Source organism: Chryseobacterium glaciei (assembly GCF_001648155.1).
GTDB lineage: Bacteria > Bacteroidota > Bacteroidia > Flavobacteriales > Weeksellaceae > Chryseobacterium > Chryseobacterium glaciei.
This window is the reverse complement of the sequence record NZ_CP015200.1, coordinates 1-16553: the sequence shown is the minus strand read 5'-3', so window position 1 is coordinate 16553 and position 16553 is coordinate 1. Positions and strand designations below refer to the sequence as shown.

Sequence of the window (16553 nt, the reverse complement as noted above, 5' to 3'; positions counted from 1 at the left end):
TTTTATGGAAAAAATGGCCATGTTTATTATAATGTAGCTTTTACCAGTACAGCGATTCCGATGGGTTACAACAGACCATCTATCGCGCAGGGCAACATGACTTTCAATAAAATTACCTTCGCTTCATGGGGTGCATTTCCACTTCAAATGTAATCAATCAGCTGGTGCTTGGGAATGGCGGAAATACCAAATGGCTAACCAGACCATTAATTCCATAACCGACAATACCCCGATTGCCAAAGCAAATGGGAGTTAACCGGATATGGAAGGGCATCAACATTGACAAGCCCGAATCCAATTACGGTAACGAACGCTGCGATTACTAATATCAAAACCGCGGGGCTGGACCATTTTTAGCCAATAACAGTCTGGACATGGGCGGGAATACAGGCTGGACCTTTACGACTTCCTCTAAAAACTTATATTGGATCGGTGGCGGCGGTAATTGGACAGATCCTTCGCACTGGACTACCAACAGCGATGGAACATCAATTTCAGCAGGATGTCTACCCACCAGAAACGATAATATTTTTTAATCAATTTTCCGGCGCAATCTCTTCCGCATCTCCGGTGACCGTGAATACAACAACTGCCGAATGCAACAATATCACCTGGAACGGTGTTGCGGGCACACCTTTATTTAATTCAGCCAACGCATCAAACACACTGAATATTTTTGGATCAAGTGTTTGGCAGACGGGTATGCTCTATCAGGTTGCGGTTACCAATTACAGGAGTACAAATATTGGAAATATCCTCACCTCAAACGACGTAAAGATTCAGGGAAACACTACCTTTTCAGGTATCGGGGGATGGATTCTTAATGATAAATTTTCTAGTCCGGCCAATGATCTCAATTTTACGAATGGCAACTTAAATACCAACAACCAGCCTTTAACACTAAAGAATTTCGGTCCATTAGATAAAGGCACAGGTGCCCGCACATTAACGCTCGGAAATTCCATTATAACTGTTAACCGAAACTGGCCTATATCAGTTATGGCGGTCCGGCAATCACTCTGAATGCAGGTAAAAGTCAAATCAATATACTCTCAAAAGGAGCCCATTTTTATTATCATTCAGGGCTGGATTATAATAATGTAGCTTTTACCAATACAGAAGGAAGTTCAACGTTGACTTCAGTCGCATACAGTACAACGACTCCATGCACCTTTAATACTTTAACTTTTGCAGGTGGAGGTTCTATTAATCCCGCAGGTAACCCAACTCCATTAAAGATCACCACACTAAATCTGGCAGCTTCAAAGAAGTTTGTGTTAGGAACAAATATGGAAGTTAAGCTTGAAAAACTCTTGATTACAGGGCCTGCGTGTGCCGGTTTATTGGAGATCAGCTCCTACCTATCCGGTACAAGGGCAAGATTAAATCTATTAAATCCTACAACAATTACCAATGCTAAAATAACGGATATTAACGTGTCCGGTGCTGCTTTAAGCGTTACCGATGGATTCGATGGGGGAAATAATTTAAATGTTTCAATCAGCCCGGTAACAGCACATAACTTCTATTGGATCGGCGGATCAGGTAATTGGAGTGATCCTGCCCATTGGTCATTGAGCGCGGATGGTACCTCCGGTATCGGTGGCGGATGTTTACCCGGCAGTATTGACAATGTTTTCTTTAACCGGTATTCTGGAACTGATTATATCGTAAATCTTGACATCCCTGCCAACTGTAATAATATGACATGGGAAGAGGTCGTTGGAAATACCCATATTTTAAAAGGTCTGCTTGAAAATCCACTTACTATTGGAGGTTCACTCATTTTACAGACAGGAATGGATTTCAATGTGGAGAGGGTCAATTTTAATGGTGGGAATTCCGGGAATACCATCACCACGCATGGCACAAAATTGTATTATAGTGCAGCTAATCAATCAAACAAAGGCGTATTTTTTAATAATACCTCCGGAAAATGGCTTTTGTCCGACACCTTTAATGTAAAGAATTTCGGGGTAATCAATGGTACTTTTGATACAGGCAGCCAAACCATTACTGCTGAAAATTATGAGTCCGAATACGACCCGTCAGGCGTAAACCCCATTTTAATTTTAGGATCATCAACCCTAAATATCAGTGGATATTGGAACGGCGGATCAATTAAAAAACTGGATGCAGGGACCAGTACCATTAATCTAACAGGCGAAATGCCAGCTTCAAATTCATCAGGTGGCGGAGTGAAAAATTACGAATTCAGATCAGCTCCTGGACTTATCTTTAATGATCTTCACTTTAAAAATACCGCATTACCTGCCAAAATATTTGGATACGACACCACCAGCGGTAATACCTTCAATACCGTAACTTTTGCAGGTGAATCCAGTATTAATGGATCAAACATTTTCAATATCCTTACCCTTGGAACGAATAAAAACAGCCATTTGATGGTGGGTTCTACGCAGACTGTAAACCAGCTGATCAGCAATTCTTCCTGTGGAAGCTGGGATTTTGATAATAATTGTATGTCTTCTGGCACAGCCTGCTCTACTACCCAAAAAGCAGTCATTAAATGTACTTCCGATATTCATGTAAGCCATGTAAGAGTAAGCGGTATAACAGTTACCGGAGGAGCTAGCTATAGGTCAGAAGGTGTAGATATGGGAAATAACAGTGGCTGGATCTTTTCAACCCCTGCCGCAAAAAACCTCTATTGGATCGGGGGCAGTGGAAACTGGGACGATCCTGCGCACTGGACCACCAACAGCGATGGAGCCACATCAGGCAGTTCTTGTACCCCTACCCGTTTTGATAATGTTTTCTTCAATCAGTATTCAGGAGAAAGTCCTATTATAAATATTAGAGGAAATGCAGCGTTCCACGATATGACCTGGAAGGGCGTAAAGGGTACACCGACAATTGGGGGCACATTATCCTGTTACGGTTCCATAACGCTTCAATCTAATCTATCGCACAACGGAGGGATTGATTTCCTTTCCGAAGAACAGGGGAAAACGATCACCACCAATGGTGCTGTTGTCGGTAATAATTATGATGTTAATTTTTCAGCTTCCGGAAGTTATACTTTTACCGATGACTTTACCACCAATTCAAGGATCAATTTCTTAAAAGGAAGGCTCAATACAAACGGAAAAACCGTTACCGCTCTTTCTTTTAACGGAGCTTCTACCAATGAATCGCGGTCTCTACTACTCGGCGCTTCCAGAATTTATTTAAGTTACGGCAATGAAGGCTGGTCATATACCAGTGATGATTTGGATGCAGGAACAAGCCACATTTATCTAATCGGGTCTGCCAATGAGTTTAAAGGAAAAGACGGTGCCGTTTATCATTCCATAACCTTTGATGCCGCCGCGAATCAAAACAATTCTCTGTATGGTGCCATTTCTGTTAGTGAGTTAATTTTTGCTTCTAAAAATTCCACGTATCAAATTGAGGCAGGAAAAACCATTACCGTTGAAAAGACCCTGCAAATGAGCGGTACCAATTGCGCCACAGTGCAGCTACAATCTACCGTTGCAGGCAGTAAGGCGGGTATTTGTTTAAAAGACAGCAGTGCCGTATTTAACTTTATATCCATAAAAGATATCGATGCAGCCTGCACCCCTTTTGTCATTTTACCACAAAGTACCAATGCAGGCAATAATACGGGTATTGTTTTTCAACCTAATCCCGGAACGGGAATCGGTGTACTGGGTCCGGATATAACACTTTGCAGTAGCAAGCTTCCTATCGTTTTAGACGGCAGTGCCTTTATGCCGGGGATCAATTCGAAGGTTCAATGGAGCAATGCGGGCACAGGCGAGATGTTGGGAAACGAAATTAAACAAACCATTTCAACAGGCGGAACATACCGCATAAAAGTTGAATATGGTGAAAACTGCTCAGTGACCGATGATATTGTGATCCAATCTAATCCAAAAGCAGATGCAGGAGACATTATTGCACCAAGTGTAAATAATTGCAGTGGAAAAAAAAGCATGATTTTAACAGCAGCCTTATCCATTTCCAGCACCATAATACATCCTTTTTTTACCTGGTATGATGATGTTTCGCAGCACCATACGTTAGGTACAGGTGCGACTTTTCAGGTTTCACCCGTTACCAAAAGATCGTATTGGGTAACGGTTAAAGGAGATAATGCCTGCGAGAGTGCTGTAAAAGAAGTTGAAGTAACTTTTGAAAATCTCGCCGCACCCATAGTTACCGTATCACAGCCTACCTGTACCCATGCAACAGGCAGCATTGATATTACCCCAAAGGAAAGAGTAACATATAGTATTAATGCTGGTACCTATTCTATAAACGCCCATTATGACTTAGCCGAGGGAGTATATTCAATAACTGCTCAAAATGCGGAAGGATGTACAAGCGAACCGGTTTACATCACCATAAATCCGCAACCAATACTTCCCACAGCTGCCATTCGTTACAGCTCAAATGAATTTCAGGCAATTGGTACCACTGAGGTAATTCAAACTGGTCAGACCGGAGGAGTTTACACTGCCTCTCCTGTGGGACTCATCATTGATGCTGCAACAGGAACCCTCGATTTGGAACATAGTGTACCAGACCAGCTATACCAGGTTACTTACACCTTTACCAACGGGTTTTGTTCTTCCAATATAAGCACCACAATAAGGATAAATTCTACGCCCGCAGCAATCAACTATCCCTTACTGGATTACTGTGCCATTGGTACCGTCAATATCGCTCGAACAGGACCGGCAGGTGGAAAATATACAGCCAATTCATCTGCTTTGAAAATTGATGAATTAACCGGCACCATTGATTTATCAAAGAGTTTAGCAGGGCGTTATATCATTACGTATACGTATATGGATGGTTCTATAGAATCCAAAACAACCACGATAATTACCATTAATGACTTACCTGTCATTACAATAACAAGCAGTGCCGGAACGGCAATTTCAAAAGGGCAAAGCGCTTCCCTGACTGCAACAGGAGGAACAAGCTATGCCTGGATCGGACCCAATATTATCAGCGGGCAGAATACAGGTACGATTCAGATCAAGCCTTCCGTAACTGCGACCTATACAGCTATTGTTACCAATTCCAGTGGATGCACTGAGGTAATGGATCTGTTGATAGAAGTTTCTGAAGTAAGTGCTTTAATCCCCAATAATGTTGTTACGCCTAATGGAGACGGGAAAAATGACACCTGGATCATCAGAAATATTGAGCAATATCCCAATAACAAAGTAAGTATTTATGACCGTGCGGGACGCTTGGTGTACAGCAAAATCGGCTATAACAACAATTGGGATGGCACGTGGAGTGGAAAACAGCTCAATGAAGATGCCTATATCTATGTGATAGACATGGGAAACGGTCTGGGCATTATCAGGGGAACCATTTCCATTATCAGGGATCATCACTAATCATCATTTATTATTCAAAAAGGATGCAGGCATGAGGTGTTTTTTACCTCACCCCTCCTACTATTTACTTAAAAACAAAGAGAAATGAAAACGATAAAATATATTATGATCGCAGCAGGCATATTGCTAATGAGCAAAACCTATGCGCAGCTTAATCCGATGGGAAGCACGTATTTTCAAAACCAATATCTAGCAAATCCTGCCATGGCAGGAATACAACAGGATTGGAAAGTTAATGTCGGCTACAAGGTCCAATGGACAGCAATTGAAGGTGCCCCTACCATGCAGGCGGTAACCGCTGACTATGGAACAGTCGGAAAGAAAATTGGGCTCGGCGTTAATTTTTACAATGAAAATGCGGGTGTTATCCTTCGAACCGGTATAAAAGGGACATACGCCTATCATTTAGCGTTAAATGACAATCAGAGTTTTTTGGATTTTGGAATTTCCGGTGGTATTATGAATGAATGGATCGATTATGACAAGGTTATTGGTGATCCTACCGACCTAAGTCTCCAGCAATTTAATGCCCGCAGGTGGTATGCAGACGGAGATTTCGGGATTGCCTACAGAAACGAGCGGTTAACCGTTCAGGGAGCCTTGCCTAATGTAAAACGATTTTTAAACAGGGATCTCCGAAGAAATACTATTGACCGCTCATTGTATATGGCTGCGGTAAGTTATAAATTCACTAACCCAAATTTCACCATTGAGCCCAAAGCAGTGTATCGTGGTGTCGAAAATTACAAAGACATGGTAGATATCGGGGGAGAATTTATCTGCTTTGAAAATAAATTGATGATGAGTGCCATGTATCACAGTACCCACTCTGTCACCGCCGGCATCGGCACATTCTATCAAAATCAGCTTCGGATACTCTGTCTTTACACGACAGGTCCCGCAGACCTTCGAAAATACAGCAATGGCGAATTTGAAATTGCGTTGCAGTATCAATTAAACAGAAAATATAGAGAGTGAATAAAAATTTAATAGATACAATAAAGGTTGGAAGCAGGAGATTATTTCTCTTGCTTTTTTCTTATAATGTGCCCTACAACTACTTCATCTACACAGAACGGAGCAATTCGGCAACTGTAAAAACACCTCAAAAAAAAGAGAATGTCTTTTCTAGACACCCTCCATGGGAAACACTTAAAGTGTTACAATAAATTTTTTCATTCAAATATACAACTATTTGCAATAGTGTTAAAGCGCATAAAAAAACCGGAAATTCGTTTCCGGTTGCAATAAAAAAAAGTAATTATGAAAAAAAAAAGTAAGTTATTATTTCAAATGTATAAAATTACCCTAGATGAAAAAAGTACAACAAACAATTACTGTATAGCATCAATCAAAATCTAACCAAACGGAGTAAAATATATTTTAAATTAGTTTACCCAATTAATATTTTTCGCCAAGGAGATTTTTTACGAGTAGGCCCATTCTATAATCTGTTTGAGGGTTTTCTTTATTTCTAATTGGCCTTCCACTGTATTAATGTCAATGCCACACATTGTTTCACCGCTCATCTTGGCCTGAAGGGTAAGATAATAGATACCGCCAATCAGAATTCCTTCTATTGCCCTGATATTTTTCTCACTATCTTTAAAATAATCGTCGGTGATCTTAGTGAATAGCTCCTCACCCAGACGTTCCCGTTCCTTATTGAGCTCTTTGAGTGGTTTCAGATCCTCACTGAGTCCCCAATTGATAATTTTCCGCATTTCTTCATTGGCCATTAATGAATCAAACTGATTTTCCAAGAGAGAAAGCGCCGTTTTTTTCCCGAAGTCTTTCTTACTTTCTTCGATAATTTCATCAATCTGATCGAGGCTGATACTCCAGTAATCCCTACTGTTCAGATACTCCTTTACAAGATTTTCCATGCCTCCAAAATACTCGTAAATGAGTTTCCGGTGTAGATTTGCTTTTGTCGCTACCCTGCTAACATTTAAACCTGTAAAACCTTCTTTCTTTAAGATCACACCAACCGCGGTCAAAAGCTTCATTTTAGTTCTTTCCTTATCCCTGATCGGGCCACTGGTAGTCTTTCTTGTCATTTGCATCAAATTATAGAGGCAAATTGCCATTTTTTTCCTTGGGATTCAAAGATTCTTACCATTTTGTTTTACAGTTCTTAGGGAGGGAGATGCCAAAGGGATGCTCATATAGAGGCGCCTTGAAATGGTTTAGGGACTTTTAGCACCACTCTTTAGGCTCAATTCATTCTGGAATTAAAGTAGTAGAATTTTATTTTTCCACGAATTTTCATGGGATTGGCTTTACCAATTTATTTGAATTAAGTAGCGCGGCAATGCCTCGCTACTTAATAAGACAAATTTAGCTGTTGTGATTAATCCAAATCTGCATCTGTACGTGTGCCCAGTATAGAGAATCTGCCTGTCCCCAACCATGTGACATTCCATACTCATATCCCTCCGCCCAGGCAGCCAATGCATTAGTAGGTTGTTTTGGTCTTGAGGAAATGGCGTTGTTTGATTTACTTTGAGCGTTGGAAGATGTTGGCATAAAGGCTACCGCTGACAAAGCAAAAATTGCTGATAAAATAATTTTTTTCATGATTTGTAAATTGAGTTTATATTAAATATTTAGTAATTGTGTTTCTAAGTACAGGGTTAATCAATATCAGTAATAATCAATCCAGTAACTGGCCCTTTAATGTTATGAATATGATTGCGACACAATTATAAATATTTTATTTCACAACAACGAGAAATAAAATAAATTTGTTTTTTATTATGTTGTTTAATGAATACACAAAGTCTTAGCACTAACATATCCGGAATAATTTCCGTGCAACGCTAACATTAGATTCAAAGGTTCTTACTATTTTATGCCGCTGATTTTCCCATTATCGGTTTTTCGAACGCTCTATATTCTTTTTCATACATTTACATTATATACTGACAGTTTATGAAAAAGAAAGTTGTTCTTATTCAGGATAATCAAGATATACTGGATATCATGGATCATGTATTGACGGAAGAAGGTTATGATGTTACTCCATCACTAACAACTAAGCCTATTGATAACATTGATGAGATTAAACCTGATGTAGTGATCGTAGATGACCACATTAAGGGAAATAAGAAAGGATCAGAGGTAATTGAAGAACTAAAATCTGATACGGAAACGGAAGATCTATCAGCGGTACTGACTTCTACATCTCCCGATGTACCCAAAAAAGCAAAAGAATGCAAAGCGGATGACTATATAGAAAAACCTTTTGATATCGATCAAATGATTGAGGTCGTTAAGAAAAATGCTTAATTTATAGGATTAAAAGTTGTTCCTAATGAGTTGATCATTACAATTTCACTTTAATATGCGGTGCATTCATTTCTTTATTTTTATCATCGTCAGTTTCTACCGCCTGACCTTCTGGGGCGGGTGCACGTTCTTCTTTATCAGCAATTGATAACTGTATCTGTCTTTCCATGGCTGAAAGTTCTGTTTTCAGTTCCGAAAGTTTGTGTTCTTTTGACCAGGTGCTTTCTACTACCTCCCGAAGCACAGGGAGATCCCTCTCAAGCTCATCAGCTTTCTTTTGTTCCTCCCGCATCAATCCCGGTATTTTTTCCAGGGCACTTAAAAAGTTCATTGCCGCCAATTTTGGTTCTGAGGCCATCATTCCATTGTTATACGTGTACTTGATATTGCTTTCACCCATCACGAAAAATTTATTAAGTTTAATTTCCGTATCCTCTTTCTTAGAAATCTCAGTTTTGACCAGCAAGGTAAAACCGTACAGACTGCCTATCTCTTCGTATTCTCCACCCGTTCTTGCTTTTTTTGAAATTTCACCCAGTGTCATCCCGACATGTTTTACCTCTGCATCCGCAGCAAGCCCCAGGAGCTTAATGGGATTTAACACGACTCCATCCTGATTTTTCTCTAGCCTTTTCTCCAAATTGTTCCAATCCAGCTTCATCCGATCCAGTCTTGATTTGATAGCCTCTACGGTTGCAGTCATATCTTCCAATTTGTATTTTGAGGTAAACTTAGAGCGGTTGAATGCCTGTCTTTCACTCTCCAGGCCTGCAATCTGTTTTTCTAGCTTCGCTTTTTCCAGTAATTCCGTATTGCCGGAGAGGATCGCTACATATTCTGAAAAGTTCATGCCCGATTTCTCGTCCATGCTGCCTTCATCAATGGTACGCTTTCCAAGGCTATTGTTTTTAAGCTGGTCAATAAACAACTGCTTATTATAAAGCAGGTTAAATTTATAACTGTCCAGCGATTTTTCTACCGCATAAATAATAACGTCCACGATGTTTTCTGCAAAGAATTTCGCGATCTCATTGCCTTTTCTAATGGCCCGGCCATCCCGTTGAGCCAGATCACTTGGCCGCCAAGGAGTATCCAGATGATGAATCGCCACCGCTCTTTTCTGAGCATTGACCCCCGTGCCCAGCATATCGGTTGACCCGAACAGCACCCGTATCTTTCCTTCATTCATCCATCGAATGAACTCCCTGCGCTGTGTATCGTTCTTCGCTTCCTGAATAAACCGGATCTCTTGAGCAGGAATACCATGATCTTCGACCAGCTTGCGCTTGATCTCAGAATACACATTCCAGACCTCCGGTTTATAGGTGCCCAGATCAGAAAATACAAATTGGGTTCCTTTTTGGGCATTGAACTTTTTATAATACTTAGCAATAGTAGCAGCGCAGTGTGAAGCCTTACTATCGGGATGATCCTCATATTCTTGGCTGATCATTCGCATGTCTAACGACATCTTACGGGCATAATCCGTAGCAATCAGCATTTTGGCTTTTCCTCACTTTTAGATAAGGGAGCTCTTCCAAGCAATGTTGCATTCCCTGTTTTCGCAAACTCCATCAGCTTTTTGATGAACGCTTCCTGCTGCGGCGTTGGAGGAATATTATACAGGATCTCGTTCTTCTCTGGTCGGTCGATCCCGATGTCCTTTGCCGTACGGTAATCGGTGATCTCAGAGTAGAACTGAGCCAGCTCAGGCACTTTGATAAAATAACGAAAGCGTTCTTTTTGTACAATATTATTGGCTACCGAAATTCATAATCGGTGGTTTCCTGGCGTAGATCGCTGCCCAGGCATCAAAACAGGTAATACCCTGCTTTTCCACGCCTGCGGGCGTAGGTATTTAAAGAGTAAATACAATTCTGTCAATGAATTACTGATTGTAGTCCAGAGAGAAAGGTTGCTCCCATATCTTTACCGGTTCTTTCCTGAATAGTACGAATGGCAAAGAGTAGATTGAGTGCTTTTTGGCTTCCCTGCATGTTTCCAAGCCCTGCAACACGGTCATGACGGGTGTTAAACATCAGATTTTTAAACCTATGGCTTTCATCTACCAATAAATGATCAATACCATCATCTTAAAATCCACCACATCATCCTTGCGGTTTTCGATATCGTGTTCCAGCGTTTTAAGCTTAACCTCCAGATTTTGTTTTCGGATCAAAACGCCTTTGAGCATGGCTCTCGAAATTTCACTGCCCTGAGCTTGCAAGGCAGAAGGTTCTCTTCTACACTATTTAATTCTATCTGTAGAATTTCCTTTTGCAGTTCGGGCGATTGGGGATCATACCAAACTGATCATGGGTAAGAATGATGCAATCCCAGTCATTATTCTTGATATCACCAAATATTCGTAATCTTTTTGGGGCGTAAAGTCTTCTTTTCCCGGATATAAGATCTTTGCATGGGGATAGGCGGTACGGTAGATTTCTGCAATTTCATGGACATTGGCTTTGAGTCCGATCACCATGGGTTTATGAGCCAGTCCCAAGCGTTTCATTTCCTGCGCTGCGGTACACATGATAGGGTTTTTCCGGCACCTACTTCATGGTCACATATGGCCCCATTATTAAGTTTTATCATCCAAACGGCATCTTTTTGGCTTGAGTACAGATCCTCGATACCCAATGCTTTTCTATCTAACCCCGGAAAGTCCTGATGGCTTCCGTCGTACTGCGGCGTACAAAACAGTTGAAGGTATCGTTGTATTTAGCAGTCAAACGTTTTTTAAATTCATCATTCTGATCATGAAGCCAATCAGTAAAGGCTTTACGGATCTCGTCTATTTTGCTGTTAGCCATCTGAATGGCTTCCATATCCCGAACTTTCACTTCCTGGTCACCAATTGTTACCTTCTTCGTAATATCCGGAGTCGTATTAACTAGTGCATTTTTGAGCAGTGTAATACCATCATAAGTCCGGCTTTCTGATTTAATGGCATATTTATCCCTTATATGCGCATTCTTTTGATCGCACTTAATAGAAAAGTCATCGGTGTTTTCAGTATAATGAATACGAACCTCAGTATCAAAAAGGTGCGAAGCGAATCGTTCATAGATGCCGGTAGGTATCCACGTTCACCGAGATTGAAATCCAATTCTTCAAATTCAATCTGCCGGGGTTTTGCTTCTTGCAATGCAGCAAGACTTTCTTTTGCTTCTTTATCATCCGGATGATGATCTAAATAAGCTTCCAATTCTTTGGCTTTTTCTACCACATTACCCGAAACCCACCTTTCTGAAATATCATACTCTTGCGTCATGGATTATAGAAGATACGGCCGTGTAATGCACCTTTCAAATCTTCAGCAGCCATATCGCTGATCTGCGACATATAAACAAATTCACGTTCCCGTATCGGTTCATGATGCAGCCAATGCTTCATCAGGATTATTGGTAGCCAGTGTTGTGGTAGAAAAACTGACCGGGCGGTGAAAAATATCCGCTTTATGTACCACCCCACCCACTACCCGCTCCAGATAAGGGATTTCTTTGCCGGCAGCGTCGGTCTTGATGAGCTTGATGTTTTCGGCAGCGTTCAGATTGCCGTATCGTTTTATAAACGCATCATACAGCTTATTTAGGGTTTCTCTTTCCGGCTTATGTTCGGTCTGCTTTCTGCTTCCTTTTCGTAGATCGATGTAGGTATCCCTTACCAAAATATAGGCTTCTGCTTTTGCTTTCTGGGCAGTTGGTAGTGATAATGGATGGAACATGGCTTTTCTTTTCTTTATTAAGATCTTTCAGATAACCGACCTGTCCATGATCGTCACCAGGCAGTCGTTTCGATGGAAAGACCGGATCGTTCCGGTATACATTCCAGGCTGAGGAAGCTTTTCATTACAAGCCCGTTTCATTTTGGGTATTAGCATTAACTGAGAACAGATCGCCAAGCGAAGTCTTTGACTTACTATTTATCTGCTGATTGTTATTGACAGGGCTTGTACCCGTAGTCTTCGCAGAAATATCCTGCACCTGCATGGTTGCACTAAATAAAATCCCCTGACGGGCACGGTCACGGAATGTTTTTTTCTTTATTGTGGTTTTCTTTTGTTGAACCGGTGACTTTTTTGTTTTGGCATTTTTTGCGATGTCTATCGCTGATCCCTCATTTTCAAACAGATCAAACAAACTCAATTGTACTTCACTTTTTGCAGGAATATAAGTAGGGTACCCCCATCCTGTTTTTCCTTTTTTGTAGTAACGGTTTCCGTGACAGGAGGTGTTATTTTGGCGTAGCCGAAACCTGTACAAAAGATTTTTCATTTTGTACACCTTGATATAATCCCAGATTGAAATGATCCCGGAAGTCTTCCGAAAGCATTACTTTTAAGTCACCTGCAATGCCCCCCACACCATCTTTGTGAGTGTAGATCAGTGCAGGTGTCCGTAAGGATCTGTACCAGCACACTGGATGTATGTATGATCCTTTTATTATCATGAAAAAAGGCATTACCTGTCGTTTGGTATTCTGTTAATCTGCTTTCACAAAACAATTCTTCCGCTTCGCTTAACCGTTTTTAAACTGTTCTTTTGAAGAATGATCAGATCACTGCCAACCTCTGTTCCGGCATGTTCCGTAAAAAGATTGTTGGGTAAACGCACCGCAGAAACCAAATTACAATTTCTCATCAATGCCCTGCGGATTGGTTCATTCTTCGGGCTGTTGAGTACACCCTGTGAGGTAATAAATGCCAGTATACCGCCATCACGCAGCATATCGCTTCCTTTGAGAAAAAATAATTATGAACTTCTTGTGGCCTGTTTCTTGGCCTCGTCTCCCTCTTGAAAAAGACAGGTCAAAAACAGAAGTATCGCCAAAAGGTATATTGCTGGCAACAACATCGTACTTTTCTTTTCACTGTCAGGAATCTCTTCAAAACCCGATGTATGAATATTACAATCAGGATACAGTTGTGTTAGCACCTTTCCTGTAAGCAGATCCTTTTCATACGCAGTAACACTGCCTATGTTTTGGCGGGAAAAAGAATTTAGAAAGGCACCGATTCCGGCCGATGGTTCCAAAAAATTTTGGATTTTTACCCCACTGCTGTCTAAACTGTCCGCGAGCGCATCAATTATTTCCGGGGGTATAAAAGGCAGATAACACAGAACTCCGCATGCTATCTACATAGCGGCGGTACTGTTTTTCATCCAGGCATTACTTTTGAGAAGCTGATGAAGCTGCTGCGTGAGCGGAAAAAGATCATGTTCTGTTTTTCGCCAATGGTTAACATCGATCTCATTTTCCACCGGATTGAGGATAAATTTCAACCCGCCAAATCCGCTGTACTCAAGTAAAAGTTTCTGCTCTCTTTGTGTAGCCGGGCGTTTCTCCCTCTCTAACTGAAAGACAACTTTTAAAGCATCAATGTTCTGGCGAAGATGCTCCTTCTTATTGAAGCCCATTCTCTTCAATCCAGATTTGAATCGTGCCCGTTAATTCTGTATACAATACATCATATGCGATACTATAGGCAAATCATCAGTCAGCTCATACCCTTTAAAGACAGATTCACAAACCGGGAACATTTGTAAAGCAAATGGCCGCAGCGCCTCATCAGCCATAATCGTGTCGAACTCATTGCAGACTACACGCAATACCATATCGAATTTTGAAAAATGCAGGTTCTCAAATAAGATGAAATCCCAATTTCATTGCACTGCTCAATCGAATTTCCTGAAAGAAATGCTCCTTCATAGGCACTGGCAGCGAGCGAGGAACGGCGCGAAATAAAGGTTCTGTCTCCTGATAATTCCGGAAAACTGCTATTAATATGTTCCTGCAATCTTAAGGTGAAATACGAAAGGTCGTTTGTTGTTGTTTTCATAAAATATTCTATTTTTTTTAATTGTTATTTTTAATTGGGAAGGCATCACTCCAATTGGTAATTGGGCTTTCATTTTTACAGGTTATTATTGACTTGAATAGGTTATAATTCCTACTTTAGCAGCTCATTATTAGAAAAATACAATGAAAGAGTTATTGGAAAAAATCAGTGCAGAGCTGGAAAAATTCAAAGCAGATGCTGATTTACAGGCTGAAAAAGGAAACAAGGCAGCCGGTACAAGAGCCCGTAAATCGGCTCTGGAACTAAGTAAGCTATTTAAGGAATTCAGAAAGGTTTCTGTTGATGAAGCTAAAAAGTAAAAACAATCCCTGTCGTAAAACAGGGATTTCTTCTTTTCAAAACTACACGGGATCAATAAAATTGATTGCCTGTCAAAACTTCAAACCTCTTGAAACACTTACTTTTTTTTCGAGTGCTAACCAATATTTTCTCTTCAGCAAATCTTTCCTACCTATCGTTCAGCGTAGAATTTAGCGATTGTTTACCCCTTAACGAAGTTTTGCGGATTATTTTTTGTGAAATCTGTTTCTTATCAAATTCAAAAGCTGTTTCTGTCTGTTCATTCAATACGATCCGTGCATCGAATTTCTTCCCCGCCTTACTTGTCATTCCTTTTAGAAGCGTAGTCTTTCCTTATTAACAAGGTTTTCAACTTCTTTACATTTAACTGTACCCCACAGATGCTGCGAAATAAAATCCAGTTACAAACCGCATCAGGACATTTAACGATCTTGTCCCTAATGAGCAAATGCATGGTCTTACATTTCGGACAAATTAAATCAGGCAGGTTTTCAGTATTTAGAGAAACTGATAACAATTCTTCGGTAATGGACCTCGTATAATTTTCAATTTCTAATTGAAAATCTTCTGCACTAGCCTCTCCGTTTTCAATCTTTTGTAAAGCAAGTTCCCATTCACCCGTCATAGCCGCATCAGCAATTTTCTTTTCCTTGATAAAGTCATACACTTTAAGTCCCTTTTCTGTTGGAAAAAGTGTTTTTTTTTCACGTTTAATATAATCACGGCTAAATAAAGTCTCAATAATTGCAGCCCGGGTTGCCGGTGTACCAATACCTACGTTTTGCAATGCTTTGCGTTCTTCCACATTTTCAATTTCCTTTCCACAATTTTCCATAGCGGACAGAAGACTTGCCTCGGTATATAGGGGTTGTGCTTTGGTCTGTTTTGCTATCGCGTCAGCTTCCTGTATGATTAGATTATCACCTATTTTAAATATGGAAGAGGCTCTGCAGCATCTTCACTTTCATCACTAAAGTTTCCTTGGATGATACGCCAACCCGGTTCTTTAATCACAATTCCTTTTGAAGAAAATTCGTAATGAAGAACCTCTGTGCTGATCGTGGTAATTTCCTTTTTGCAGGGCTGGCAAACTGATTCCAGCAGACGAACGGCGATCATATCGTAAACAGCAGATTCGTTTCCCACCAAAGCAGAAGGAACTTTATCCGTAACGAGTAAACCATGATGGTCGGTTACCTTTAAATCATTAACGATCCTTTTATTAAAGTTCCCCACTTTAATTTTGAAACGGCTTCGGTTAAGTCTTACGGTCATTCAGTGATTTGATTAAATGTGGAATTTTCGCCCAGACATCTTCGGGAATATAGCAGCTCCCTGTGCGCGGATAAGTAATGAACTGTTTTTCATAAAGGCTTTGCGCTATATTGAGCGTTTCTTCAGCGGAGAGATTCAGCTTCTTATTGCATTCCTTTTGGAGACCTGTTAAATCAAACAACAAGGGAGCCTGTTCTGAAACTTTTTTGGTGTCAATAGTACTGACCTTGGCCGTTCCACTTTTAAGGATCAATTTTAGCGAATCCTCAGCTTTCTTTCGATCATCCCACCTGGTTTGAGAAATACTTTTAAAATCTATAGACTCCTTGCTATGTTGCAGTTGTATCTGCCAGTATTTCTGAACCAAAAAATTTTTATTTCTCTATAAATCGTTTGCAGATCAAAGCTAAGGTTGGAGTCTGCACCCTACCCAATGAATA

Annotated in this window: 10 protein-coding genes and 3 pseudogenes; 6 read left to right on the top strand and 7 right to left on the bottom strand. The window is 40.5% G+C overall.

Features of this window, described 5'->3' with window-relative positions:
* Positions 1–374: 374 nt before the first annotated feature.
* From A0O34_RS22490 to A0O34_RS21955, 4 genes are all read left to right on the top strand, one after another.
* Complete coding sequence (locus A0O34_RS22490; RefSeq protein WP_157886132.1) at positions 375–536, top strand: hypothetical protein; 162 nt, start codon at positions 375–377, stop codon at positions 534–536.
* A gap of 34 nt (positions 537–570) precedes the next feature.
* Positions 571–1023, top strand: a complete 453-nt coding sequence (locus A0O34_RS21965) for a hypothetical protein (protein ID WP_157886131.1) — start codon at positions 571–573, stop codon at positions 1021–1023.
* 110 nt (positions 1024–1133) lie between these two features.
* Positions 1134–5381, top strand: coding sequence for a gliding motility-associated C-terminal domain-containing protein (locus A0O34_RS21960; protein ID WP_157886130.1), 4248 nt, complete (start codon positions 1134–1136; stop codon positions 5379–5381).
* Positions 5382–5465: 84 nt separating this feature from the next.
* Positions 5466–6359: a PorP/SprF family type IX secretion system membrane protein gene (locus tag A0O34_RS21955; protein WP_228394395.1), complete on the top strand. Its 894-nt coding sequence runs from the start codon at positions 5466–5468 to the stop codon at positions 6357–6359.
* Between the two features lie 449 nt (positions 6360–6808).
* On the opposite strand, the gene A0O34_RS21950 is transcribed toward A0O34_RS21955, so the two are convergent.
* Together A0O34_RS21950 and A0O34_RS21945 are read right to left on the bottom strand one after the other, a co-directional pair.
* The gene (locus A0O34_RS21950) at positions 6809–7441 is read right to left on the bottom strand and encodes a TetR/AcrR family transcriptional regulator (protein WP_066759950.1); all 633 of its coding nucleotides are present in this window, start codon (positions 7439–7441) and stop codon (positions 6809–6811) included.
* Positions 7442–7721: 280 nt separating this feature from the next.
* On the bottom strand, positions 7722–7928 hold the full coding sequence (locus tag A0O34_RS21945; RefSeq protein ID WP_157886129.1) for a hypothetical protein: 207 nt from the start codon (positions 7926–7928) through the stop codon (positions 7722–7724).
* Between the two features lie 387 nt (positions 7929–8315).
* On the opposite strand from A0O34_RS21945, the gene A0O34_RS21940 reads away from it, so the two are divergent.
* Positions 8316–8672, top strand: a complete 357-nt coding sequence (locus A0O34_RS21940) for a response regulator (protein WP_066759942.1) — start codon at positions 8316–8318, stop codon at positions 8670–8672.
* Positions 8673–8709: 37 nt separating this feature from the next.
* On the opposite strand, the pseudogene A0O34_RS21935 reads toward A0O34_RS21940, so the two are convergent.
* Together A0O34_RS21935 and A0O34_RS21910 are read right to left on the bottom strand one after the other, a co-directional pair.
* Positions 8710–14095, bottom strand: a pseudogene (locus tag A0O34_RS21935) (N-6 DNA methylase).
* A pseudogene (locus tag A0O34_RS21910) lies at positions 14082–14517 on the bottom strand (DUF1896 domain-containing protein). The pseudogenes A0O34_RS21935 and A0O34_RS21910 overlap by 14 nt, the downstream one beginning before the upstream one ends.
* A gap of 143 nt (positions 14518–14660) precedes the next feature.
* Between A0O34_RS21910 and A0O34_RS21905 the strand changes: the two are divergent.
* A complete protein-coding gene (locus A0O34_RS21905; protein WP_066749871.1) occupies positions 14661–14837 on the top strand; it encodes a histone H1 in 177 nt (58 codons plus the stop codon).
* Positions 14838–14985: 148 nt separating this feature from the next.
* Here A0O34_RS21905 and A0O34_RS22875 read toward each other — a convergent pair whose 3' ends face one another.
* The 3 genes and pseudogenes from A0O34_RS22875 to A0O34_RS22865 form a co-directional block, all read right to left on the bottom strand.
* Positions 14986–15147 (bottom strand): hypothetical protein, encoded by a 162-nt coding sequence (locus A0O34_RS22875; RefSeq protein ID WP_418219378.1) that lies wholly within the window; start codon positions 15145–15147, stop codon positions 14986–14988.
* A pseudogene (locus tag A0O34_RS22870) lies at positions 15137–16113 on the bottom strand (DNA topoisomerase). The gene A0O34_RS22875 and the pseudogene A0O34_RS22870 overlap by 11 nt, the downstream one beginning before the upstream one ends.
* Positions 16097–16480 carry a DNA topoisomerase gene (locus A0O34_RS22865; protein WP_066759926.1) on the bottom strand — a complete coding sequence of 128 codons (384 nt, stop codon included), beginning with the start codon at positions 16478–16480 and terminating at the stop codon, positions 16097–16099. Before A0O34_RS22865 ends, A0O34_RS22870 begins: the two are co-directional and overlap by 17 nt.
* Between the last annotated feature and the right edge of the window lie 73 nt (positions 16481–16553).